Source organism: Citrobacter freundii ATCC 8090 = MTCC 1658 = NBRC 12681, assembly GCF_011064845.1.
GTDB classification, from domain to species: Bacteria; Pseudomonadota; Gammaproteobacteria; order Enterobacterales; family Enterobacteriaceae; genus Citrobacter; species Citrobacter freundii.
On the sequence record NZ_CP049015.1, the window covers coordinates 3735078 to 3757366 of the forward strand.

Annotated in this window: 18 protein-coding genes; 4 read left to right on the forward strand and 14 right to left on the reverse strand. The window is 48.1% G+C overall.

The window, feature by feature from the left end:
• Position 1: 1 nt before the first annotated feature.
• The 5 genes from evgA to dpaL form a co-directional block, all read right to left on the reverse strand.
• Positions 2 to 616, reverse strand: a complete 615-nt coding sequence (evgA, locus tag G4551_RS17920) for an acid-sensing system DNA-binding response regulator EvgA (RefSeq protein ID WP_003839762.1) — start codon at positions 614 to 616, stop codon at positions 2 to 4.
• A gap of 469 nt (positions 617 to 1085) precedes the next feature.
• Positions 1086 to 2372: an MFS transporter gene (locus G4551_RS17925; protein ID WP_003839760.1), complete on the reverse strand. Its 1287-nt coding sequence runs from the start codon at positions 2370 to 2372 to the stop codon at positions 1086 to 1088.
• 78 nt (positions 2373 to 2450) lie between these two features.
• Positions 2451 to 4043: an N-acyl-D-amino-acid deacylase family protein gene (locus G4551_RS17930; protein ID WP_003839758.1), complete on the reverse strand. Its 1593-nt coding sequence runs from the start codon at positions 4041 to 4043 to the stop codon at positions 2451 to 2453.
• A 67-nt stretch (positions 4044 to 4110) separates the two neighbouring features.
• Entirely contained in the window at positions 4111 to 5295 is a 1185-nt protein-coding gene (locus tag G4551_RS17935; protein WP_003839756.1) for a YgeY family selenium metabolism-linked hydrolase, read from the reverse strand.
• Positions 5296 to 5327: 32 nt separating this feature from the next.
• On the reverse strand, positions 5328 to 6542 hold the full coding sequence (gene dpaL, locus G4551_RS17940) for a diaminopropionate ammonia-lyase (RefSeq protein ID WP_003839754.1): 1215 nt from the start codon (positions 6540 to 6542) through the stop codon (positions 5328 to 5330).
• A gap of 381 nt (positions 6543 to 6923) precedes the next feature.
• On the opposite strand from dpaL, the gene G4551_RS17945 reads away from it, so the two are divergent.
• Complete coding sequence (locus tag G4551_RS17945) at positions 6924 to 8672, forward strand: sigma-54 interaction domain-containing protein (protein ID WP_003839752.1); 1749 nt, start codon at positions 6924 to 6926, stop codon at positions 8670 to 8672.
• A 78-nt stretch (positions 8673 to 8750) separates the two neighbouring features.
• Here the strand turns inward: G4551_RS17945 and G4551_RS17950 are convergent, their stop codons facing one another.
• Positions 8751 to 9260 (reverse strand): anti-virulence regulator CigR family protein, encoded by a 510-nt coding sequence (locus G4551_RS17950; RefSeq protein WP_003839750.1) that lies wholly within the window; start codon positions 9258 to 9260, stop codon positions 8751 to 8753.
• A 258-nt stretch (positions 9261 to 9518) separates the two neighbouring features.
• On the opposite strand from G4551_RS17950, the gene G4551_RS17955 reads away from it, so the two are divergent.
• From G4551_RS17955 to galE, 3 genes are all read left to right on the forward strand, one after another.
• Positions 9519 to 10154 carry a carbonic anhydrase gene (locus tag G4551_RS17955; protein ID WP_003839748.1) on the forward strand — a complete coding sequence of 212 codons (636 nt, stop codon included), beginning with the start codon at positions 9519 to 9521 and terminating at the stop codon, positions 10152 to 10154.
• Between the two features lie 209 nt (positions 10155 to 10363).
• Positions 10364 to 11302 carry a glucosamine inositolphosphorylceramide transferase family protein gene (locus tag G4551_RS17960; protein WP_003839746.1) on the forward strand — a complete coding sequence of 313 codons (939 nt, stop codon included), beginning with the start codon at positions 10364 to 10366 and terminating at the stop codon, positions 11300 to 11302.
• Between the two features lie 52 nt (positions 11303 to 11354).
• Positions 11355 to 12371 carry a UDP-glucose 4-epimerase GalE gene (gene galE, locus G4551_RS17965; protein WP_003839744.1) on the forward strand — a complete coding sequence of 339 codons (1017 nt, stop codon included), beginning with the start codon at positions 11355 to 11357 and terminating at the stop codon, positions 12369 to 12371.
• A gap of 46 nt (positions 12372 to 12417) precedes the next feature.
• Here galE and G4551_RS17970 read toward each other — a convergent pair whose 3' ends face one another.
• From G4551_RS17970 to G4551_RS18005, 8 genes are read right to left on the reverse strand one after another with little or no spacing between them, the layout of a single operon-like run.
• A complete protein-coding gene (locus G4551_RS17970; protein WP_003839743.1) occupies positions 12418 to 13809 on the reverse strand; it encodes a DUF4832 domain-containing protein in 1392 nt (463 codons plus the stop codon).
• Between the two features lie 31 nt (positions 13810 to 13840).
• Positions 13841 to 14248: a hypothetical protein gene (locus G4551_RS17975; protein ID WP_003839741.1), complete on the reverse strand. Its 408-nt coding sequence runs from the start codon at positions 14246 to 14248 to the stop codon at positions 13841 to 13843.
• A gap of 2 nt (positions 14249 to 14250) precedes the next feature.
• A complete protein-coding gene (locus G4551_RS17980) occupies positions 14251 to 15363 on the reverse strand; it encodes a glycosyltransferase family 4 protein (RefSeq protein WP_003839740.1) in 1113 nt (370 codons plus the stop codon).
• 1 nt (position 15364) lies between these two features.
• Positions 15365 to 16576, reverse strand: coding sequence for a glycosyltransferase family 4 protein (locus tag G4551_RS17985; protein WP_003839738.1), 1212 nt, complete (start codon positions 16574 to 16576; stop codon positions 15365 to 15367).
• Between the two features lie 14 nt (positions 16577 to 16590).
• The gene (locus tag G4551_RS17990) at positions 16591 to 17580 is read right to left on the reverse strand and encodes a glycosyltransferase family 2 protein (protein WP_003839736.1); all 990 of its coding nucleotides are present in this window, start codon (positions 17578 to 17580) and stop codon (positions 16591 to 16593) included.
• 4 nt (positions 17581 to 17584) lie between these two features.
• Positions 17585 to 18955, reverse strand: a complete 1371-nt coding sequence (locus G4551_RS17995; protein ID WP_003839734.1) for a hypothetical protein — start codon at positions 18953 to 18955, stop codon at positions 17585 to 17587.
• On the reverse strand, positions 18952 to 20163 hold the full coding sequence (locus tag G4551_RS18000; RefSeq protein WP_003839732.1) for a lipopolysaccharide biosynthesis protein: 1212 nt from the start codon (positions 20161 to 20163) through the stop codon (positions 18952 to 18954). Before G4551_RS18000 ends, G4551_RS17995 begins: the two co-directional genes overlap by 4 nt.
• A complete protein-coding gene (locus tag G4551_RS18005) occupies positions 20160 to 22289 on the reverse strand; it encodes a GumC family protein (RefSeq protein WP_003839730.1) in 2130 nt (709 codons plus the stop codon). The genes G4551_RS18000 and G4551_RS18005 overlap by 4 nt, the downstream gene beginning before the upstream one ends.

Here is a 22289-nt window from a genome sequence, read left to right on the forward strand (position 1 = left end):
TCTATCCTATTTTATTTCTCTGCGCATAATCATAGATTTCCATTAATGATGAACAATCTAATTTTTCCATCAACCGGCTTTTATAGGTACTCACCGTTTTATTACTGATATTCATTTTGCTGGCAATTGAGCTGTAATCCATGCCATTAAGGATATAACGCAATACTCTCATTTCCTGATTCGACAACGTATCAAGCTTATCCTGCTCGCTGACGGATGAACCAGTAAAATGCTCAAGGGAAAAGGGAAAATAACTATAGCCATTTTTTGCTGCTTCGATTGCGGCAAGAATATTATTCATACCTTCTTTTTTACTCACAAATCCGTTGGCACCGTATTCGGCGCTACGTTTGCCGTAAAAAAATTCATTTTTGGCTGAAATGATAATGATTACACCAGCATAGTGCCGCTTTCTCAGCTGCTCCAGCACTTCGATGCCACTGATACCGGGAATATCTACATCGATAATCAACAGCTCCGGCTTAGTTTTTTCAACGGTTTGAACCACTTGATCTCCGCTGTCGAGTTCGGTGGTCACAGCGATACCATTAGTATCGAGTAAGTTGCGGATGGCAATGCGTGCCAATGGGTGATCGTCAACGATTATCGCGTTCATTGCGTATAAGAATCCCGATAAATAAAGAGAGGCGATGGCTATAGAGCAGGCGAGCCTTCAACATTATAATTTCTGAAAATAAGGCTTTATCAGGTAAATCCTAACATAATCACGCGTATATTTTATTCATTTTTTATAAAAAATGCAGAACAAGGTATAAACGCAACACTGTAATTTACAAATTTTAAACCTTGCGCCTATCTAAATATCAAACCATTAACACAACATAAAAGGAATATTCCTACACGCGTAGGACAAATCTCTCATTTATTATGATTTATTCTTAATGCTTTGGGACATATAACCGGGATATTGTTCATCAGAACTGCGAGGGGGATATGCGAATAGCTATCTAAAAATAAATTTCATACCAGGTCAAATATGGAGAACAAGAGTACAAACCTGCTGAATTTAGAGAGAAACTCCCCGCAGCTCTGGAGCAGCAGTGCCACAGGGAGGCAGCGATTAATCAGGCTTTACTGGGCAATGCCCCTACTGCATGCGAGCTTTTCACAGTCAGTGTAACAACGGCAGAACACAACAGTGCGGCAATCATAAAGATAAAGGCGCTGTTATAGCTTCCGCCGCTGCTTTGGATCAACCAGCCGATGATGGGCGCTGATACAACCCCTGCCATCTGGCCGCCAAAGTTAACAATACCGGATGCCCGCCCCATGATGTTGCTGGGAATGGTATCCATCAGAATACCCCAGAACGTTGCCATAGCGAAAAACATGAACAAGGCTGAAATACACTGATAAACCACCGCCATATCTGCACTGCTCACGCTGAAGGTCAGATACAGGAAACCCGCGGCAATAACAGAGGTTACGACATACAGCGTTTTACGCTGGGGTTTGAATTTGTCTGAGCAATAACCACCTAATAATGTTCCGCCAGCCCCGAACAGGAAGGGAATGGCCGCCATGACACCGGTCTTTGCCAGAGAAAACTCTCGTACGGTAATCAGGTAGCTTGGCAGCCAGGTTGAAAAACCCCAGAAGGTGATATCAAACAAAAACCAGATACTGGCCATTTGCCAGAGCACCGGCATTTTGAGTACGTCTTTAAACGCGATAGCACTGGTGTTTTGCAGGCTCCCCTGGTCGTCAGCAGCCAGCTCCGCCAGGTCTTGTTGCGTAATGGCAGGGTGATCTTTCGGGTTGTCACGCGTAAATAAGTAGATACCTGCGGCGATAAACAGACCGGGAATACCCAGCACGATAAAAACCATGTGCCAGCCAAATGCCCCGATGATGCTTGCCGCCACGACTACCGCCAGCGCTGGGCCTAAGGTGTTTACCGTTGACTGAATCGCCGTGGCGCGGCCACGTTCTTTCGATGGGAAATAGGTTGATATCATCTTCCATGAGGCCGACGGGAAACATCCCTCACCGATACCAAAGAAGAAACGTACTGCTAACATCAGCGGCAGCGTCAGCACAGCGCCGGTTAAGCTGGTGAACACAGACCACCATGCAATACCAATGGCCATGATTTTTCGCGAGCCAAACTTATCCGCCAGTAATCCACCGGGAATTTGAAACGCGGCATAACCAATAAAAAAGGCGCTAATAATTAAACCTTGTTGAGTCGTATCAAGATTTAAATCTTTGCCAATATAAGGGAGTGAAACGCTCATCACCATTCTGTCGAGAAAAGAGAGCAGCCACGCCAGCCAGATCAGTGTCAGGACGGTATATCTTGCTTTCCAGGTCTTGGGTTTACCTGAAGGTAAAGACGTTTGTAGGTTCATTGTGATGTCCTTAGGGTGTAGTGATCTACCGCGGCCATAAATAGTCGCGATAGATCCATGCGTGTTTAGCGTTATTTATTAATATTGTTTTCTAATAACCGTACCGCTACAGGCATAACTTTCCGTGCCATTGATTAAGGCAATGCGCCCATTAACCATGACAATTTCAATCCCTTCCGGGTACTGATTGGGTTCAACAAAAGTGCCTTTATCCGCAATTGTGTTCGGATCGAACATCACGATATCCGCTGCATAACCGACCTTCAGCAGTCCGCGATCCTGCAAACCCAATACTTCAGCAGGTTTCCCCGTCATCTTGCGGATTGCCGCTTCCCAGCTCAGACATCCCTCTTCACGAACATATTTACCGAGCACGCGAGGGAATGCGCCAAACACGCGCGGGTGCGGTTTGCCAGCCCCCATCAAGCCATCGGTACAGACGTTTTGTTCAGGTCGACAGAGAAACTTAATCACGTGCTCTTCGGTACCGTAGAAGTCGACCATCCCCACGGCGTTTTCCTCTTCAAAGAGCAGATCGAAGGTGGCGTTGTACGGATCTTTTCCACGCAGCTCGCCCAACTGGACGAGGTTCAAACCGACAGCATCCTGATTTTTTGCCGTTTTCACGCTGGTGACAAAAATCTGGTCCAAACCGGCAAAATCGATAAAGTTATCCCAGCCAGGAATGCCCTGCTGAATATCGTCAATCATTTTGGCGCGCAGTTCGGGCGAGGCGAGACGCTCAAGTAATTTGTCCGTACCACCGGAGTGAACCCAGGGCGGCAGGATCACGCCGAGCATCGTGCTGCCCGCCACATACGGATACTGGTCGAAAGAGATACGAATCCCCTCTTTCTGCGCCTGTTCCAGCATGCCCAGCATTTGGTCGATCAGCCCCCAGTTTTTCTTGCCGCAAACCTTCATATGCGAAATATGCAGCCAGACGCCGGTAGCTGTGGCTATATCAATCAGTTCCTGGGTTGAGTTGATAATATCGTCAGCTTCACTGCGCTGATGCACCACAAAAATCCCGTCATATTTCGCCGTGACCTTACACAGTTCAATCATTTCGGCAGTATCACCAAAGGCGCAAGGCATATAGATAAGACCAGTGGAAAGTCCAAATGCCCCGGCTTTTAACTCCCGCTCAAGGACCTCACACATCTTCGCTACGTCTTCACGGGTCGAAGGACGCCCATCCAGGCCCATCGCTTCCATGCGCACGTTGCCATGAGGAACTAAATACGCGAGGTTTGTCGCCGGCTGACGCGATGCCAGCAGATTGAGATAACCGTCTGTATTTTTATATTTCCAGTCAATTTTGTCGGTGTCACCGTCCAGTCCGGCGATATTTTTACGCCAGGCTGGAATATATTCTTCCGGTAGCGGTGCTAAGGCGACGCCATCCTGGCCCAACAGTTCGGTGGTGATACCCTGACGAATTTTTGCCGACAGCGCGGGGTTAATAATGGCTGACAGGTCAGAGTGCGTATGGGTATCAATAAAGCCAGGGCAAACTATTTTTCCTGTTGCATCAATAACCTGCTCATTGACACCAACCTCAATTTGGCCGATTGCGACAATACGTCCTTCATCAACCATCACATCGGCAATTCTGCCTTCACTGCCCGTCCCATCAATTACATTTCCGTTTTTGAAAATGGTTTTCATCGTTATTCTCCATGGCGGTGCTGCTGAGCTACACCGCCTGTAAGGTAAGAGGTGGTTATCTTTATTTTTATTGGCGATAGAGTGTCTGGATAATGCTGTAATAGCCGCTGGCCGAGCCGGTTAATTGCTCGATCTCGATATACTCATCAATGGTGTGTGCCAGGTTTTCTCGTGAAGGACCGAAGCCGATGGTTTTGATTCCCGCTTCGCCCGCATAGTGGCTGCCGTTGGTACAAAATGAGTACTGCGTAATGGTTGGATTAAAGCCAGCCTCGCGAACGCCCGCCAACGCTGCCTGCACGAATTCGTCGGACTCGTCGTACACCCAGCCAGGGAAGAACCGCTCTCCCTCAATAGTGGCGCCGGTATAGCAAGACTCCTGACCCACCGCGTAGGACACTCGGGCCTTAAACTGCGGATCCTGAGCAATAAGTTCCGCAAGCGCATTTTCCAGCGGAGCAATCACGCTTTCTTTGGTTTCACCCACCAGCAAACGGCGATCGTAGGTTGCGCGACAGTAATCCGGTACCACCGAGGCCCCCGGGTACGGCGAAGATTTAATGTCGGTCAGTTCCAGAATGCCTGGCCCCAGAACCGGATGCGTTGGCGGCGTGATCGTGCGAATTTTGTCGATCAATTGCGCCATTTTGTACACCGCGTTAATCCCCGCCTGCGGGTTAGCGGAGTGCGCGGGTTTACCAAAGGTTTCGACCACAATTTCAGCGCGGCCACGTTGACCAATTTTCAGGTTTAACTCGGAAGCTTCACCGATGATCACGTAGTCTGGCTTATAGCGCTCGCTGACCAGGCGAGCGGCAATACCTTCAAAACACTCTTCATGCACGATGCACGCAACGTAGATTTTCCCGGCAAAATTTCGCTGATTGTCCTGACCGAAAAAGCCCACGGCGGAGATCATCGCCGCCACGGCACCTTTCATGTCAGTTGTACCGCGACCATAAATTTTGCCATCTTCAATATCGCCGCCGTATGGGTTGCGGGACCACTTCTCTTCGTTCACCGGCACGGTATCGATATGTCCATCGAGAACCAGCGTTTTCCCTGGCTGGTTGCCGACAATACCGCCAACAATGTTGCCGTACTTATCAACGTGGATGTCATCGAATTGGTAATGCTGCATCATTGTTTTTATGGCATTAACCACTTCCCCTTCCTGACCGGAATAACTTTTTTGTTGGATCAGCGCCTGACAGTTTTTAATGACTTCTTCAATGCGGTTTGCAGATAACATGGGTTTCTCCGTTATATCTCTTAATCAGGGAATTATTTGTTGATGCCCGGGTACTGTCCGCCCCAGACAATATCCAGATATTGTTGCGGGTCGGTATCCCCTTCGGTGCTGACTAACAGCACGCGAGAGTGCGCATCCAGCCCCAGTTGCTCACGCGTTTGCGCCAGTTCAGGTGAGGTCATCAACAGCGCCAGCAGACCGGTAGTAACCGCACCTGACTCACCCGAAATAATCTGTGGATCGCCTGCCAGCGGGTTGCCCAACATGCGCATGCCTAACGCTGCAACTTCATCAGGGCAGGAAGCAAATGCGTTGGCATAGTCGCGCAGCAGTTTCCAGCCGATACTGTTCGCCTCACCGCAGGCGAGACCGGCCATCACGGTTTGTAAATCACCGCCCACCGCAATGGCATCCCCCTCTTTCGAACGGGCTGAGCGGTAGAGGCAATCTGCAATTAACGCTTCGGCGACGATCACTTTCGGGCGATTCTCACCCCAGGCTGCCGTCACCATTCCCTGAACCATGCCGGCAAACGAGCCGACGCCTGCCTGCACAAAAATGTGAGTCGGCGCAACCTGATGCAGCTGATCTATCGCCTCGAGCATCAGCGTGCCGTAGCCCTGCATAATCCACTGCGGGATCTTTTCGTATCCTTCCCAGGCGGTATCCTGCACGACAATCCAGCCATACTTTTCGGCCTGCTCCGCGGTCATACGAACCGCATCGTCATAGTTCATATCGACGATCTCAGCGGTAGCGCCTTCGTTACGGATAGAGGCCAGACGTTGCTGCGAAGAGCCCTTTGGCATATAAACCACGGCGTTTTGCTTCAGTTGGCGCGCCATCCATGCCACGCCGCGACCGTGGTTGCCATCAGTGGTGGTAGCAAACGTGACAGTTTGCAGATCGTGACGAACCTCTTCGCTGGTCATCACGTCAAACGGCAGTTCACTGATATCCTTACCAACTAATTCAGCGATATGGCACGCCATCGCATAGGAGCCACCCAGCGCTTTGAAGGCTTTCAGGCCAAAACGCTGAGATTCATCTTTGAGGTAGATATTTTTTACGCCCAATTTTTGTGCAAGCGCAGGTAGCGTATATAGCGGCGTCGGCGCATAGCCCGGAATAGACCGATGAAAATTCAACGCTTTTACCAGTTCCTGGCGGCTAAACGGTGCCAGCGGCGCGTTCGGATGTTCGGTAAACGGCGTCTGGTTGATAAAAAATGATAAGTTTTCCTGCATCATAAAACCTCATTGTCCTGGTATTTCATTCCCTGTAATCGGTGCAATACAGAGATATTTCCGTTATCGGTATTGGCAATAGAGCAAAATACTTACCAGCTTTTTATGAATTGAGTAAACTCTTATAAATATTTTAATAAAGGTTTTAATTTCAATAAATTAAATGAAATTTGAAATTGACAACCGAAAATATCAATGCCTCAGTTTATCGCCTCGTTTTGATAAATTCTCATCATTGATAAATAGTGTGATCGCGGAAGATAAAATAAGAAAAACATTCAAAAACAGCGTGGTAGATTGATTTTTCGCAAATCATTTTTGCATTGTTTCGCCTATTTATCATTTTCCTTGAGAAATGTGACACACCGCCGGAGAAGTACCATGATTTCAGTACTCAGCAATATTCAGGATGATATATGCAATTACGCCGACGCTATTTCTGGCATAACGGGCACGGACGTTGAAATCATTGATGAATCTTTAATGCGCATCGCGGGTACCGGGAAATACCGGCATATGCTCAATGAGAACGTGGCCAAAAATGGCTACATTTATCGTCACGTATTGCAGGTGCGAGAAACAGTACTGATCAAAAACCCCGGCGAGCATCCGCTGTGTCAGTTATGTGAAAAACACCACTACTGTTCTGAAATGCTGGATTTGAACGCACCTATTTTTCTCAATAATCGCGTGATTGGCGTGATCGGGATTATTTGCTCAACCCAGGCACAGCGTGACACGTTACTGAGCCAGATTGATAAATTTGTCACCTTTATTGAGCAAATCGCCGTAATGATCTCCAGTAAGGTCTTTGAATGCCTGGAACGTTTACGCGCACAGGAAACGCTTGGCGCATTTCGGCGTCTGATCGATGCCATGGACCGCGGCGTGGTAGCGATTGATGGCAAGGGTCTTATCTGGCATGCCAATCATTCAGCTGATCGCATCCTGAACCGTGAGGTTCAGGGATTACCTCTGACCATTGAAACAACCGGGGACAGCCTGTATGGCGATGAAGAAGCGTGGCTGACGCTTGAAGGTCAGAAACATCATGTACTGTGCAAACAAATTTCGCTCTCCTCACAGGATAACGATCGCTTAACCATGGTTATCTTTCGTGATGCACACGACTACCTGAGTAACCTTACTCCATCCCCTTATGAGTCCGACATACAGGTACGACTAATTGGTCACTCTCCCTCAATGGAACAGCTCAGAAGTACCATAGGTAAAATCGCCAACAGTTACGCCAGCGTGCTCATCACCGGGGAAAGTGGCTCGGGGAAAGAGGTCGTGGCATTTGCCATTCACCAGAGCAGTCCCCGTAAAGCCGCGCCTTTCGTAACAATCAACTGCGCGGCTATCCCAGAACAACTGCTGGAAAGCGAACTGTTTGGTTATGTTCGCGGCGCATTCAGCGGGGCTGATCCTAAAGGGCGAATGGGGAAATTTGAACTGGCCAACGGCGGCAGCCTGTTTCTGGATGAGATTGGCGATATGCCACTACACCTGCAGGCCAAGCTGCTCAGGGTATTGCAGGAAAAGGCGATCACCCGCGTTGGCTCTAATAACACCATCAATATTGATGTGCGCATTATTGCCGCAACTAACAAAAACATTAACGCGATGGTGGAAAATAATCAGTTTCGTGAAGATCTTTTCTATCGCCTGAACGTGGTCCCTCTGGTACTTCCTTCCCTGCGTGAACGCCGGGCTGATATTGCGGTCCTCGCACAGTATTTTGCCGATGAGTTTTCGGTCAGTTACCAGCGACCACCGCAAAAACTGCCTGATGACGTTATTAATCGCCTTTATGCCTGGCACTGGCCGGGTAACATTCGTGAATTACGCAACGTGATCGAATACATTTTTGTGATGCGCGGAGAAGCCGCTGGGATCAACGCCAGCCATCTTCCCCCTTACCTGCTTACCGCCGCTGACGGTAGAAAAACGACGATGACCGCACAACCCCGACAGCTTGCCAGCAAAGGAAAACAAGCGGAAAGGGAGGCTATCGAAAACGTCATCCAGCGATTCGGCTCAAGCGTTGAGGGGAAAAAGCAAGCCGCGACAGAACTGGGGATCAGCATTGCCACGCTCTATAGAAAAATAAAACTGTACGGACTGTAAGCTTTCCTTATTAACTGAGAAGCCCGCACAACGCGGGCTTCTCATCGGTAGAACAGAGCACATTAAGCCCGAAAATACTTAATCAAACACACCATTAATTACCGCGGTGACAATCGCCGTACTCAGTGCAATCAACACCAGATTGTCGCCCACAACCTGCCATTCATAACCTGGATAATACGGCAATTGGTTCAGCATAGAGGATGGAACACTTTTCTTAGCGATCCCCGGAGGAAGCGGCTTTCCTCGCGCAAGATTTTTGGCGATACCCGGAGGCAGTGACTTATAGCCCGTCAAACCATATCTGACGGCATACTGTCTGGCCACGTTATAGCTGATGTCACTATCAACATGGTCCGGCTTACCATAATTTTTACGTTGTTCTGCCTGCGAATTGCCTTTCTGGCTATTGCCCTTATTCCCGCTATTACCATGATTGCTACTATTTCCATGGTTGCCACTATTACCATGGTTGCCACTATTACCATTGCCGTTGCCATTACCGGGGTTGGCCAATACTGGGGTGGCGCACATCGTCATCGCGGCAACGGCGACTAAAGCTGTTGCTAAAGCACGAAGTCTGGACATGATGATTCCTTAAAATGTGGATACATATAAAAATGTACGGTATCGCGTGAATACTGGCTATCGCTACAACTCCGATTTATTGGCAAAAAAGGGAAAGCACATAGCACACATCACGCTATTCGCCTCGCCGCGGTGGAGAAAAGTTAGCCAAAGATGTTGCAGAACTGCTATAAAGTCTTTCTCTTCTGTCGGCTGGTGTTAAACTGGAAAGTGTGATCTTCATCATAACCTGCTTAAACAGAGAAAAGAGACACTGCTATGCAACATATCATTGAGGGCTTCCTCAACTTCCAAAAAGAGATTTTCCCTCAACGCAAGGAACTCTTTCGCAGCCTGGCATCCAGCCAAAATCCTAAAGCGCTTTTCATCTCCTGTTCCGATAGCCGCCTGGTGCCAGAACTCGTTACTCAGCAAGACCCCGGACAGCTTTTCGTTATCCGCAACGCCGGTAATATCGTACCGTCATTTGGTCCGGAACCGGGTGGTGTATCCGCAACCATCGAATACGCGGTTGTCGCACTTGGCGTAACGGATATCGTCATCTGCGGTCACTCCAATTGTGGCGCGATGAAAGCCATTGCCGATAGCCAGCCCTTGGATCCGATGCCCGCTGTCGCTCACTGGCTGCACTATGCCGATGCCGCGAAAGCCGTGGTCGAGAAAAAAACCTGGGATAACCCAATCGACAAAGTTAACGCCATGGTAGAAGAGAACGTTATCGCACAGCTTAACAACATTAAAACGCATCCTTGTGTCGCGGTTGGGCTGCGCAATAATGCGCTTCGTTTGCACGGTTGGGTGTATGACATCGAAAGCGGTGAAATCCGTACCCTGGATAAAAACAGCAAAACCTACGTTTCCCTTGCAGAAAACCCACAAGTGCATTTCGAGTAATTCCTCCACTGGAGCAAGGATGCTCTGGACATCTCCTCCCCCTATTTCTGTTAGTAGACAAAAAACGGACTTGCGACTAGCTTTAAAGTGGCCACTGGTGTTCCCACATCGGTTTTCGCACATTTTATAAAATATTGCGACAGGTCTCATTTCCTGAGTCGCAAACAGCTGTTCATACATGGTGCAGGCGATAAAAGGAGCCGGTACGAATGCAAGCAAAAATAAAAAGAATAATGAATATGTTATTTTATCATGAGTCGTGGGATATCATGCTTATTAAGGATAATGGCACACACTTATTCCCTGATAACACCCTGGAGATATTAAGCAAATCCACTGCACAGCAGTTAAAAAAGAAATATACATTTCAGGCTGACCCTTTTCTGATTGAAAAAGACGATAAACTGTATGTTTTCTATGAAGCTCTTAGCTTTCGCAACTCAAAAGGCACGCTACGATGTCGCGTTCTTGACCGTGAACTGGTTGAACTTGATGATATTAAGCTTGAGGGCTTTGACGACTTAAAGTGTCATTTGTCATTCCCTTATCTGATTCATATCAACGATCAACTCTTCATGATCCCCGAGTCTTCAGAAAGAAAAGAGGTAATACTGTTTCAGTCAATAGAGTTCCCTGCACGCTGGAAGCAAGTTAAAGTTTTAATCTCTGATATCGAATTAACCGACAACGTATTTATATCAATTAATGAAGCCTGTTATCTTTTGTCCACCACGATGGATAATGAAATAATTATTCATTCGGCAGATCATATTTATGGACAATGGCAGCGGATTACCCCCTCATTGAAGGTGAGCAATCCTCATCATCGAGGCGCAGGAGCCTCCTATCAGGTCGAAAATAAAATGTACTTCCTTACTCAGGAGTGCACACCTGAAACTTATGGAAAATCAATCTATATCAAAGAATTAGTGACACTGAACGACGCTAATTTTGATGAGAACCTAATCGAACAAATCAATTCGTCGATCAACCACAGTGACGGCGTCCACACGCTGAACTTCTCAAATAACTATATTGTTTATGATACAAAAATAAACCAATTCAGCTTTTTATCTATACTTAAAAAAATATCTTATAAATGCATGGTGAGGTATCGCAACTATAACCTTACCAAACGTCACCAATAACGCGTTCTCTATGGTACTGGCGTGACTCAATCCCCGTTTATCTGGAGTCTGTATGGCAATTCTGGTCACTGGTGGTGCAGGTTATATTGGTTCACATACTGTTTTAACGCTACTGGAAAGAGGCGATGATGTCGTTGTCATCGATAATCTGGCGAACGCCAGTCAAATCTCGCTGGACAGGGTCGCGGAACTCACTGGAAGAGAGCCTATTGTCTATATCGCCGATGTTCTCGACAGGCCGGCATTGAAAAACATTTTCGCCAACCATAACATCACCGATGTCATTCATTTTGCCGGGCTTAAATCGGTTTCAGAGTCGATAAAAGAGCCCCTCGCCTACTATGAAAACAACGTCACCGGAACGCTGGTTTTACTGGATGAGATGCTGGCCGCAGGCGTTAATCGTTTCATTTTTAGCTCATCCGCCACGGTATATGGTAATCCGGAAAGCGTACCGCTTAGCGAGCAATCGCGTACGGGCGGCACCACCAATCCGTACGGCACCTCTAAGTTGATGGTCGAACAAATTCTGGCTGACTTCTCTCGTGCACAACCCGATTTCCGCATTACCTGCCTGCGCTATTTCAACCCGGTCGGCGCCCATCCATCGGGTCGGATTGGTGAGGATCCTAACGGTATCCCCAATAATCTGGTTCCGTACATCTCCCAGGTCGCGATTGGTAAGCTGGAAACCGTGTCGGTGTACGGTAATGATTATCCCACTCCCGACGGTACCGGCGTGCGTGATTATATTCACGTCATGGATCTGGCGACCGGTCATTTAGCCGCGCTGGATTGCCTGAACAAAGGCGCGGCTTACAAGGTGATTAATCTCGGTACCGGTGTCGGTTATTCCGTGATTAAGTTGATTGAAGCATTTGAAAAAGCAGCGCAGACTAAAATTAATTATAAGGTTGTCGCCAGAAGACCTGGAGACATTGCCGAATGTTGGTCTGACCCATCGCTGGCATATAAGGAGTTAGGTTGGAAGGCCATCTACAGCCTTGATGAAATGATGCGTGACACCTGGAACTGGCAAAAAAACAACCCGAATGGGTATCAAATTTAATGTTCACAGCAGCGAGCCTAACCGTCAGGCTCGCTGCTGTGTCTGACTATTGTACTGTTATTGTTGATACCCGGTACCAGCCGCTGTTCTGCTTCCCTTCATTGGCAAAGTTAATTCTCGCCGCACCCGACTTATCCAACATCGCAACCTCAATCGCGTACTGCCCTTTTGCCAGTCGGCCTGGCATAGATAACGCATAACTGACCTGATACTTACCGGGGAGCCAGCGGCGAATATCCTCCGCGGAATTCCCCTGTGCCACCACCTTATTAGCATTGTCCACAACACGGAATGCCAGCATATAAGGCAGATAAATCGGAGCGATACCCTCATTGTACCAGGTACTGTTCAATGTCAGCGTTTGTCCGCTGTCCCACACGGACTCATGGCTCAGGGACGCCAGGCGAAATCGATAGCCCAATTTGGTCAGCGCATCGTCGACAATAGGTCGATAGTCGCTCGGTATCGCTCTCGATTTCAGGTTAATGGTACTGGCGTGCTGTTTGACCGCCCAGTCAAAAATCCCCTGCACTTCAGCACGTGTATAGTGAAAGGTATTCTTCCAGTCCTGCATATACGAGCAGATCTCCAGGCTCACCGGCGCACGTTTCCATGCGTCGTTGAACCCTGAATAACTCTGCTGCGCAGCCAGCAATCGCTGCGGGTAATCATCAGTCATATGGTTCCAGGAGTCCGAAAATACGCGCAGGTCCCCCCAACAGTCCGCACGCCATCCTGCCCCACGCTCCACCGCATTCGCCAGACTTTGTCCGCCGCTTATCAGCATGGTTTTTGGCGTCACCGGAAAAGCAGAAAAGTGCATCGCGACGTAGCGATCCAGTTGCGCCGTGGTGTATCGCTCCAGTAATGGCTTCAGGTTCGGGAAGTTGCTGTTATGCCATTCTCCCCATGATCCCACCATGCCAATATCAACAAACGCGAGATTCTCATTACCATCGTAGCGCTTACCAAATGCGTTCAACAGACGCTGGCTGTATTGAATAAACAGAGGATCGTCTAAATCCGGGGCAAATGTCTTTTTATCCGGCGTCCAGGTACCTTTCACGCCTTTTTTAATCAGCCAGTCAGGAATTTGCGAGCCGCTTTCCGGCTCTGCCAGTACCATAAATCGTAGCCCGACATTCATCGCTGGACGATGTGCCGCCGCGTATTTGAAGGCATCATCCACCAACGCAAAATTGTACTGGCCTTCGACTGGCTCCAGGTCCCGCCAGTAAAAACGCTCGTATTCAAATCCGGTATTGGGATAGTCCGCCAGCCCCAGCGTTTCACCGTATCCCTGATGAAAACTTGCCACGCCAATCCCCGGATTGGTTAGCGGGCCCGTCAATGCTTTGGGGGTAACGGTCGTCAATGCGGCCATGACCGTCAGCGGGAAAAACATGCACAACAACGCACAAACCCATTTACGTTTCATCGCAATGACATCCTCCACCAATTTGTAAACGCTAGCGGTCTTTAAGGCTTAACCACCAGTCCCAGATACCTACGTGAAAATTTTGGAACACATCAATACCTAACGCGGATTTGATCATATACAGCGTCAGCAATACGCAGCAGGTGACGAATAGCACGGCAATCAACAGCAAAAATGTGAGCAGCATTCTCGACAGGGTTGATTCCTGGCGATGCTGACGGCGTAAATCTCTGCCAAACAAAAAAACCAGATAATAACGCTTACTGAAAAAGGGAAAGCTTCTGCGAATATCGATCTGATGCCGCGAAGCCAGCGTCGAGGCCAGGATCGCATTTTCCACCCCTTCTTTTTGTTCAGGGGTCAACCCCTGCGCAATCGTCTCATCAAGATGAGTATAAAATCGTTCGATTACGGGGGGACGATTTTGAGGACTGGTCAAAATTAACCTATATCTTTATCAATTGAGTGATAGACGTTAACCGTCTTTTTGGCGATTTCATGCCAATTGTAGTTTTGCAAATATACACGATAGTCCACGCTATTTGCTGTTACCCCTTGGCCTAATTTTTCGGCCAGACCGGTTACATCTCCCACCTTAAAATAGGTCTCGGCAGGCAGTTGAACTTCAAGGTTAGCAGGAATATCACTGACGACGGCCGGAAGAGAAAATGACATTGCCTCCAGCAGCGCAATGGGCAATCCTTCATGGTATGAAGGCATCACAAATAGCCTGGCCTGCGAAAACACCGCCTGCAGCTCATCACCACGTAAGAAACCGGTCATCACTACGCCTGGCGTGTCGGCGGCAAGCTTTTTGAGGCGAATGCTGTATTCGGTTGGATGATCCGCATCACCAATTAACACTAACGGCATGGTCAAACCGCTGTGTTGATAGGCGGCAATGGCATCATGCATCCCTTTTTCTTCCACAAACCGTCCAACCACAACGAGATAATTTTTCGGCTGCAGCCCAAAGCGGGAGAGCGTATTGTCGATGGTGAGCTCTGATAACAACCGCGGCTCGTTTACGCCATTGTGAATTAAATGCGCATCATAGCGACCATGTTTTTTCTGGATCAGTTGATTAATAACTTCAGAAATCACAATCACCTCGTTGGCATATCTTACCGCCCAACGTTCGCCCAGCAGCAATATTTTTTTTGCAACGAAACCCCATTTCTGACGATCGTAATCAGGTCCGTGGTGGGTGAAAACCACCTTCTTACCCATCACGCGTAAGAGTGGGATCACAAGGCCAGGGCCGATAGCATGGACATGCACAATATCCGAATGGTCGATACGTGTCCTAAACACCGCTAAAACGGAATGGACAATAGCTTCCAGCGAGCGCTTTTTGGGTGCCCACAGCGCGTAGGTCTCGACTTTTTTATAGACCGAACGTTTGTAATTTACATATGGTGAGCGAGCAATCACGCAAATATCCACATCGAACTGCTGCTTAATGGCAGGATAAAGATTCTGACAGTGTGTCTCCACACCGCCCAATACATCGGGAATACCACGCGTTCCAAAAACCGTTATTATTTTACTCATTCTATGGCCTGCTCAGCAGTTCTTTATACAGCGCCTGTAAGGTATCCATATGTTTACTCAGCGCATATTTTTCACTCAACCGCGCACGGCCATGTAAGCCCATATTCCGCGCCTTCTCTTGCGAGTCAGCCAGGACGTCCATCGCATTTGCCAACTCCTGCGCATTGCCTGGTTCGAATAAAATCCCTTCGATACCGTCACGAATTTGTTCCGGGATACCGCCAATGCGCGACCCAATAACCGGCTTGCCTAAGGACATCGCTTCCAATATCGCCATAGAACAGTTTTCATAGCATTCAGAAGGAAGGATCACCGCTCGCGCATGCTTAATAAGCTTGTCGAGGGCTTCTCCTTGTTGCACATAACCTAAAAATTCAACATCAGGGTATTTGGCGGCTAATTCATCATGCAACGGACCGTGCCCCACAACTTTCAGCGGCGCGCTGTTCTGCATTTTTTTATGCGCTGCCAACAACGTTGCCACGCCCTTTTCACGGCTCAGACGGCCAAAGTACAGCATATAGCCCTCATCGCTTACTTCGGCCAGGGGACGACTGTCATCAACGCCATTGACGATGACATCAATGCGCGAATTTGGCAGCGTACGCAGCAGGATGCCTCGTAAAAAAACACTCGGTGAAATAATCACATCCAGCGCCTGATAGTTTTGTGCAATGTACTGCCAGGTTGCCTCCAGGGAGAGCAGTAAGCTTTTTGAGGCTGAACCTTCCTGGCAACGATACCTGAAGGCATTGAAAACCGTCCCGGTAATACAGGAATCGCACACTTTGCCGTCGCGCAGCATGGAATACGAGGGGCACACAATCTTATAGTCATGCGCAGTCAGCACCGTTTTGCAGCCAAAATTACGCGCAACTTTAATCAACGCCGGTGTTAACTGATGGTAGATGTTGTGAAAGTGGACAATATCCGGGCGCTCTTTTTCTAATAGCGCCAGCATTTTTTTGCAGGCCTGCGAATTATGAATAAAGTTAACCGCCGTTTTGATACCGCCCAGCAGATTGCTCTCTTTGTGGTAGTCCACATTGCTGACGAAATAATCCGCATAGTCCGAGGGGAAATTATTATCATGATGCATAGAGAAATCAATAACCTGCACTCCGGCCTGTTTCAGCATATCGCGCTCTTGAAAATAAACCGTTTCCGCGCCGCCTTTAATGAAAAAAAACTTGTTAACTAATAATACTTTCATGGCGCCTGCCCCGGTTATTCATGAATGATTTTACTGTTAGGTGGAGTCAACGGATCGCGTACGGGATAAAAAATACCTTTGATCAGCCCCGCTGAGCGTACGATTAAGTTAATAACGCTTTGCAGCCCATCTGTTAACGAGCGGTTTTGCACAATCTTCAACAAGGTAAATGCCAGTAATGGTAGAAGCGCAACGGCAAACACGTTGATATTAAAGGTGAGCAGCGCCACAAATAAGAGAATAAGGTAGAGCGCAAATACCGCCTCATTCTTCACGATGTTGAATGTCTGGGAAAACCAGGGTTTCCCCCAACTACAACGCAAAAGCTCACCCGGAGCCTGGTAATAACCGCTGGTCCAGCGCCGCGCCAGCATCTTAAACGTCGGCAGCGTATGTGACGTATGGCTGAAGTAAGGAATATCCAGACGCCGCAGTTTATAGCCCGCTTCGATTAAACGCAGACCCAGCTCAGCCTCTTCATACGCGTGCAAATTACGGTTAGTCAGATAACCAATTTTCTCAATCGCAGAGCGACGATATAATCCACCACCGCCTAAATGGTCACTATCCCCGAGCGGATATATTTTATTAATGCGTTGCTTACGAGACTTAAATTCATAGTTAACGGCATCATCCATTTCAACGGTTCCCGCAACGCCTGCATATTCTGGTTCAGCCTGCAAAAAGGCGACGGCCTGATCCACAAATCCTTCTTCCAGCTCCATGTCGCCGTCCATCAACAACAGATATTCCCCTTCACTATACAGATAACCTAACTGGTGCCCGACGCCACAGCAGCGATCGCCAGGGTCAGTTAAGGACACTACGGTCACCCCTTTATCGATCGCAAGCTGTTGGGTGTTATCCGTTGAGAGACTATCTGCCACAATAATTTTATGTGGATAGTCAATAAGCTGCTTACGGATGCTGTCAATCGTCTTCTCAATACATTTAGATTCATTGAGTGTTTTAATGCTCACTGAAATAAACGGTTTTTGGTCCATACAATTACCCTACGCAGCGAAGGACGGTTCGACGAATCACTAAACTTGCCCCTAGTGATAAATAGAACAGGAATTGTAACATCGGTGTAATCATCAGTATCTGGCTGTAAGGTAAGCTAATTAAGCAACTGATAGCAAAAGCGTTAAACGCCGGTGCAAAACTCAGCAACTGGAGATCCTGCTGGTCCAGTTGTTCAAGTCTCAGTAATGGCTTTGGCTGACAAACTTTCAGGATATAAATGAATAAGCTAACAAAGAGTAATGTACCAATCGCCCCCACTTCCCACAGCAGCATACTCAGGGAAGTCGAGTCGAGAATTAAGTTGTAGATAATATTCAAAAATCCCGGCGACACCGTACTACCACTGTTAGTGGCGTTGAGTCCGTAGCCAAATAACGTTCCTGAAAGCCCCCACAGATCGTTATTTTTCAACCAGAACAGGAACGTCGTAAAGCGCCCTAATTCACCGGTAGACATAATGTAGTTTGGATCAAAGATATAGCTTAAGGAGTCGATAAAAATACTTAACGAGCTTTTCGATGGATCGCCACCGAACGCCGTAGAATAATAGTACGCGAGGATCACAATCGACAGGCTAATGAGCAACAGCATTCCCGCCACAATAACCAATAACGTCTTCAGATTAACCTTACTAACGTCTTTGACGTAGCTCGGTGAGAGCCATACCCACGCCAGGAATATTGGCGATAGCAGGATGACAAACTTCACTTCACCAATTATGCATAAACCGATACCGAGAACAATATGCAGCGCCATGGATTTGAACGTGGTGAGCCCATGCTTATATTCGGAGACTTTTAACAACATAATTAACAGGCAAAACAGCCCCATTGCGGCAGTATTCCCGCCCCCCATGGGGTCACCGCCAAACGTGCCAACCACGGAGTCCCATTTCTCATCTTCGCCGCGCACCGCGACGCGCTGGGGAACGACCAGTAAAACCTGATAAATCATTACCGGGATCTGCGCGTAAAAAACCCAGTACAAATAGCGTGTTACACGATAAATCTGCGACTCCCGGCAAAACCCTAGCAGCAAACAGATCATCACCAGCGACAATGCAATTTCGTTTTTAAATGCCACAATCGCGACGGTGATCCCGCCCTGAATCAACGTCGATGTCCCAGCCAGTACCAGGAACGAGAAATACAACGCCAGAACAATCGTCTCTTGCGCATCCAGTTGCAGCGAGCCATCACGCGTCTGCATCACCAATAATCCCACCATCAATAAGGTGAGGAAAAAAGGTATCCACAGCACTGACTGCATACCGGTAAAGTATTGCACCAAGCCACACAGGATCAGCGTGACAAAAGTATAAACCAGTAAATAGTATCCGGTATTCAGTGTCATATTATCACCGGCTTGTCTTTCAGGAGATTGGCTCGCTTATTCATTTTCAGATAAATGAAGGCGTAGCGAATAAATGTCAGTGAAGAAAACAAGATGACCGACGTTGCATAATCTTTATAAAAATAGGGCGTCACGACAAAAGCGAATAGTACAATCGCCAGCTGTTCCAGTTGGATACGCAGAAAATAGCGATGGGAACCAAAAATAAGTTCTATCACCGTCAGAGGGCTTATCGCCAGCGCAGGGAATAAATAGGGCAACATGTAGCGCGACGTCTCAATGGAGTTAATCCAGTCTTCGCTAAAACCGAGGCGCATCACAATCGGATAGAAAATAAAAACCCCAAGGGTACAGATAACCCCTAGTACCAGCAATAGCATACGTACCTTGGTATATTCCTGATAGTTAAAGGTATTATTTCTGAAGTCGATAGACCACTTGGAGAAAATAGTATTGCGTACCGCGTTGCCGATGATCACCACCGGTGCCAGGCAAAAGCGGCTAACCACGGAAAAATAACCCGCCGTCAGCGCCGAGAACCAAAAGTTAATCAGCATAATCGGCAAATTGCTGCTGGCCATCGCCAGCACTTCCGCACTGCCCACTTTGGTAATGTGATGAATATTCTGTTTGAAAAAATGCCAATTACTGGCGGGTCGCAGATGTCTGGCTGCCACCGAACGAATATCAAACGAATGCAAAATACAGCTTATGGTCAGCGCCATCGTCGCGCAGGCCCATGACCAATAAAACAGCTGTACATAATGCGTAACCAGAACCGAAAGTAATACCACCACTGAAACAGAAATACGCTGGAAAATCAGAAAAGGAAAGTTGGCCGTGCGTAGCGACAGGTTTTCCGAGATCAAAACCCACGCCGTTGCCAACGTCAGCAAATAGAGAAACAGGATGTTCTGGTGAAACAGCCACGCGGTGAGCACGGCGTAAGGTAAGGCAATGATCGTGCTTTGGATCAGGCAAAACACAACATTCTGTACCAGTTCGTCATCCTGCTGTTTAGGAATTAACAGCTGTGATGCAAAGGTACACACCTGAGCGCCCACCACGGCGATGCTGTAGTTGAGTGCATAAAGCCCCACCTCAGCCATATCGTACTTGTGTGAAATCAACCAAATAGACAGTGCACCAATCAACTGCGAGATGACTGATGAACCGGCTATTGTGGAAGCGCTCTTCAGTAGACTCATACGCGGCCTGGCGTGGTCATCAGTTGATCGGTACTGAAGTTCAGTGAACGCAGACCTTCTTGCGTCTCAAGATCTTTTTCTTCAACCGCATTGAGTACCGCGCCAATTACCACGCCGTTATTTTCTTCCAGCTTATCCAGCGCGTTGGCGATTTGCCCGGCGGACCCCGTCCCCGCTTTCACGATGAAAATCACCCCATCAACGGCGCGTTTAATCAGTTGAACATCCTGACTCTGATTCACAGCAGCGACATCAATAATAATGCGCTGATAGTGCGATTTCAGTTCACGCATTAAGGGCTCAACGTGCCCCGACGACAGCATCAGTAAAGAAGAGATGGTTGTCTTGCCGTGCGGAATAAAATCGAGATGATCACTGAGCGTAATCCGCGCCTTTTCAAGCTGAACCTCCCCGCGCAACAGTTCCGCCAAACCTGCGGATGTTGCCGACGCCAGTTCAGAAGAGAGCCCGTCAGTGTTAAAGAAATCCGCATCAATAAGCAGTGTTTTCTGGTCGAAACTAAAAGAGTTAGCTAACAGATTCGCCAACAAAGAACGCCCATCGCCGTGCTCCGTCGACGCCACCGCAAGCGTCTGTAAAGGTCGATTATCCAGCATAATCCGGGTACGGATACCGTGCACAATATCGGCATTCAGCGGGTTCTTCATGATCATGTCCCGCACCTGCGCGCGCCCTGAGGTTCCGCTAAAACGACGGATTTCACCCAGCGGAGCAACATTGAGCCGTTTTTTCATGCGACTGAGGGTACCGATTGAGTTATCCATTGCCGCTTTAACAATGAAATACATGATACTGAACACCACCACCAGCATGACCACCATCAGCAACAGCAAAGATTTATTCGGTTTCGCCGGTTTTAAGGCGGGTACCGCAGGGTCGTATAACACCGCATCAGCATTCACGCCGGACAGCGACAGCTCTTGAGTACGTTGATAAAGCGATTTATACAGGTCTTCCATTTTATCTAACGACAGCTTTTGACTGTTCCAGGCATCCCGTTTTGACGCCATTTTCTGGAAGATCTCTTTCTGCTCAGTCACCTGCTGTTGATAGTTTTTTTCGTCCGCCAGCGCCGCCAGATATTGCTGGCGTAAACCGACTTTCAGCTCACCCAACACTCGTCCAGTCTGGTTTTGGATCGACTGAACATCGGCCTCCGCTTTTAAAATGGCGGGATTTTTTGGCCCGTAGACTTTACGCTGTTCGGACAACGTTCGTTGCGCCTGAATCAACGCAATGCGCAAATCCTGGATCTGAGCATGATTAGAGACCGAAGGCAGCGAGATAACGCTCTCAATGGACTTACCTCCCCCGTTCACCTCGTTATAGACGGATTCAGCGGCAACCCGACGCTGAGTTGCATCGGCCAGGCGATTGGTTACGATACTTAACTGCTCGGTTTCAAAACCATCGATTCCACGGAAGGTCAGCAGCCCGGCATTTTTCAGATAGTTGTCCATCTCGTCTTTTTGCTTAGCTATCGATTTCTGAATCTCTTCCATTTTTTCAAAATTCAGTTCGCGAGCTTTCTCCACCTTCAGACGCTTCTGCTCCACCGTGTAGTTGATGAAAGCCTGCGCGACGCCATTCGCAATGTCAGCCGCAACCTGTGGGGACGTTGATTCATAGGTAATAGACGCCAGGTTCGTCGTACGAATACCAATGACATTCAGATTTTTCGCCAGCGTTTTCAGCGCTTGTTCCATTCTCAGTTGCCGACTTTCATTGCTATCAGCCCCCCGAGCACCGGCTTTTTCCCCGGTAAACTCCGGGTTTTCATCCAGCTTCATATCACGTATGGCTTTCTCCAGCACAATACGTGAATGCATCAACGCATATTGTGTTTCGTAGTAACCACTACGCGTTGAATCGAAACCATCAACCTGTGGAAACGGAGAAACGTTATCAGCTTGCGCCTTAATCAGCACCGTCGCCGTTGAAACATACTTTGAGGACATCATGCTGATTAATGGATACGCGACGACCCCAGCAACGATACCGGCCAGCGCGATTTTCCAGGCGTTCTTTTTCAACTCTTTGGCAAAGCGGGAGAATTCGACACTGCTTTCTCGTTTTTTGCCGTTTTCCACTATAGATAGTTTCAT

Coding starts and splice junctions, on each gene's coding strand:
- G4551_RS17995 (WP_003839734.1), bottom strand. CDS start 18,955: ATGACACTGAATACCGGATACTATTTACTGGTTTATACTTTTGTCACG.
- dpaL (WP_003839754.1), bottom strand. CDS start 6,542: ATGCAGGAAAACTTATCATTTTTTATCAACCAGACGCCGTTTACCGAA.
- G4551_RS17985 (WP_003839738.1), bottom strand. CDS start 16,576: ATGAAAGTATTATTAGTTAACAAGTTTTTTTTCATTAAAGGCGGCGCG.
- evgA (WP_003839762.1), bottom strand. CDS start 616: ATGAACGCGATAATCGTTGACGATCACCCATTGGCACGCATTGCCATC.
- galE (WP_003839744.1), top strand. CDS start 11,355: ATGGCAATTCTGGTCACTGGTGGTGCAGGTTATATTGGTTCACATACT.
- G4551_RS17935 (WP_003839756.1), bottom strand. CDS start 5,295: ATGTTATCTGCAAACCGCATTGAAGAAGTCATTAAAAACTGTCAGGCG.
- G4551_RS17925 (WP_003839760.1), bottom strand. CDS start 2,372: ATGAACCTACAAACGTCTTTACCTTCAGGTAAACCCAAGACCTGGAAA.
- G4551_RS18005 (WP_003839730.1), bottom strand. CDS start 22,289: ATGAAACTATCTATAGTGGAAAACGGCAAAAAACGAGAAAGCAGTGTC.
- G4551_RS17990 (WP_003839736.1), bottom strand. CDS start 17,580: ATGGACCAAAAACCGTTTATTTCAGTGAGCATTAAAACACTCAATGAA.
- G4551_RS18000 (WP_003839732.1), bottom strand. CDS start 20,163: ATGAGTCTACTGAAGAGCGCTTCCACAATAGCCGGTTCATCAGTCATC.
- G4551_RS17980 (WP_003839740.1), bottom strand. CDS start 15,363: ATGAGTAAAATAATAACGGTTTTTGGAACGCGTGGTATTCCCGATGTA.
- G4551_RS17930 (WP_003839758.1), bottom strand. CDS start 4,043: ATGAAAACCATTTTCAAAAACGGAAATGTAATTGATGGGACGGGCAGT.
- G4551_RS17945 (WP_003839752.1), top strand. CDS start 6,924: ATGATTTCAGTACTCAGCAATATTCAGGATGATATATGCAATTACGCC.
- G4551_RS17955 (WP_003839748.1), top strand. CDS start 9,519: ATGCAACATATCATTGAGGGCTTCCTCAACTTCCAAAAAGAGATTTTC.
- G4551_RS17950 (WP_003839750.1), bottom strand. CDS start 9,260: ATGTCCAGACTTCGTGCTTTAGCAACAGCTTTAGTCGCCGTTGCCGCG.
- G4551_RS17960 (WP_003839746.1), top strand. CDS start 10,364: ATGCAAGCAAAAATAAAAAGAATAATGAATATGTTATTTTATCATGAG.
- G4551_RS17970 (WP_003839743.1), bottom strand. CDS start 13,809: ATGAAACGTAAATGGGTTTGTGCGTTGTTGTGCATGTTTTTCCCGCTG.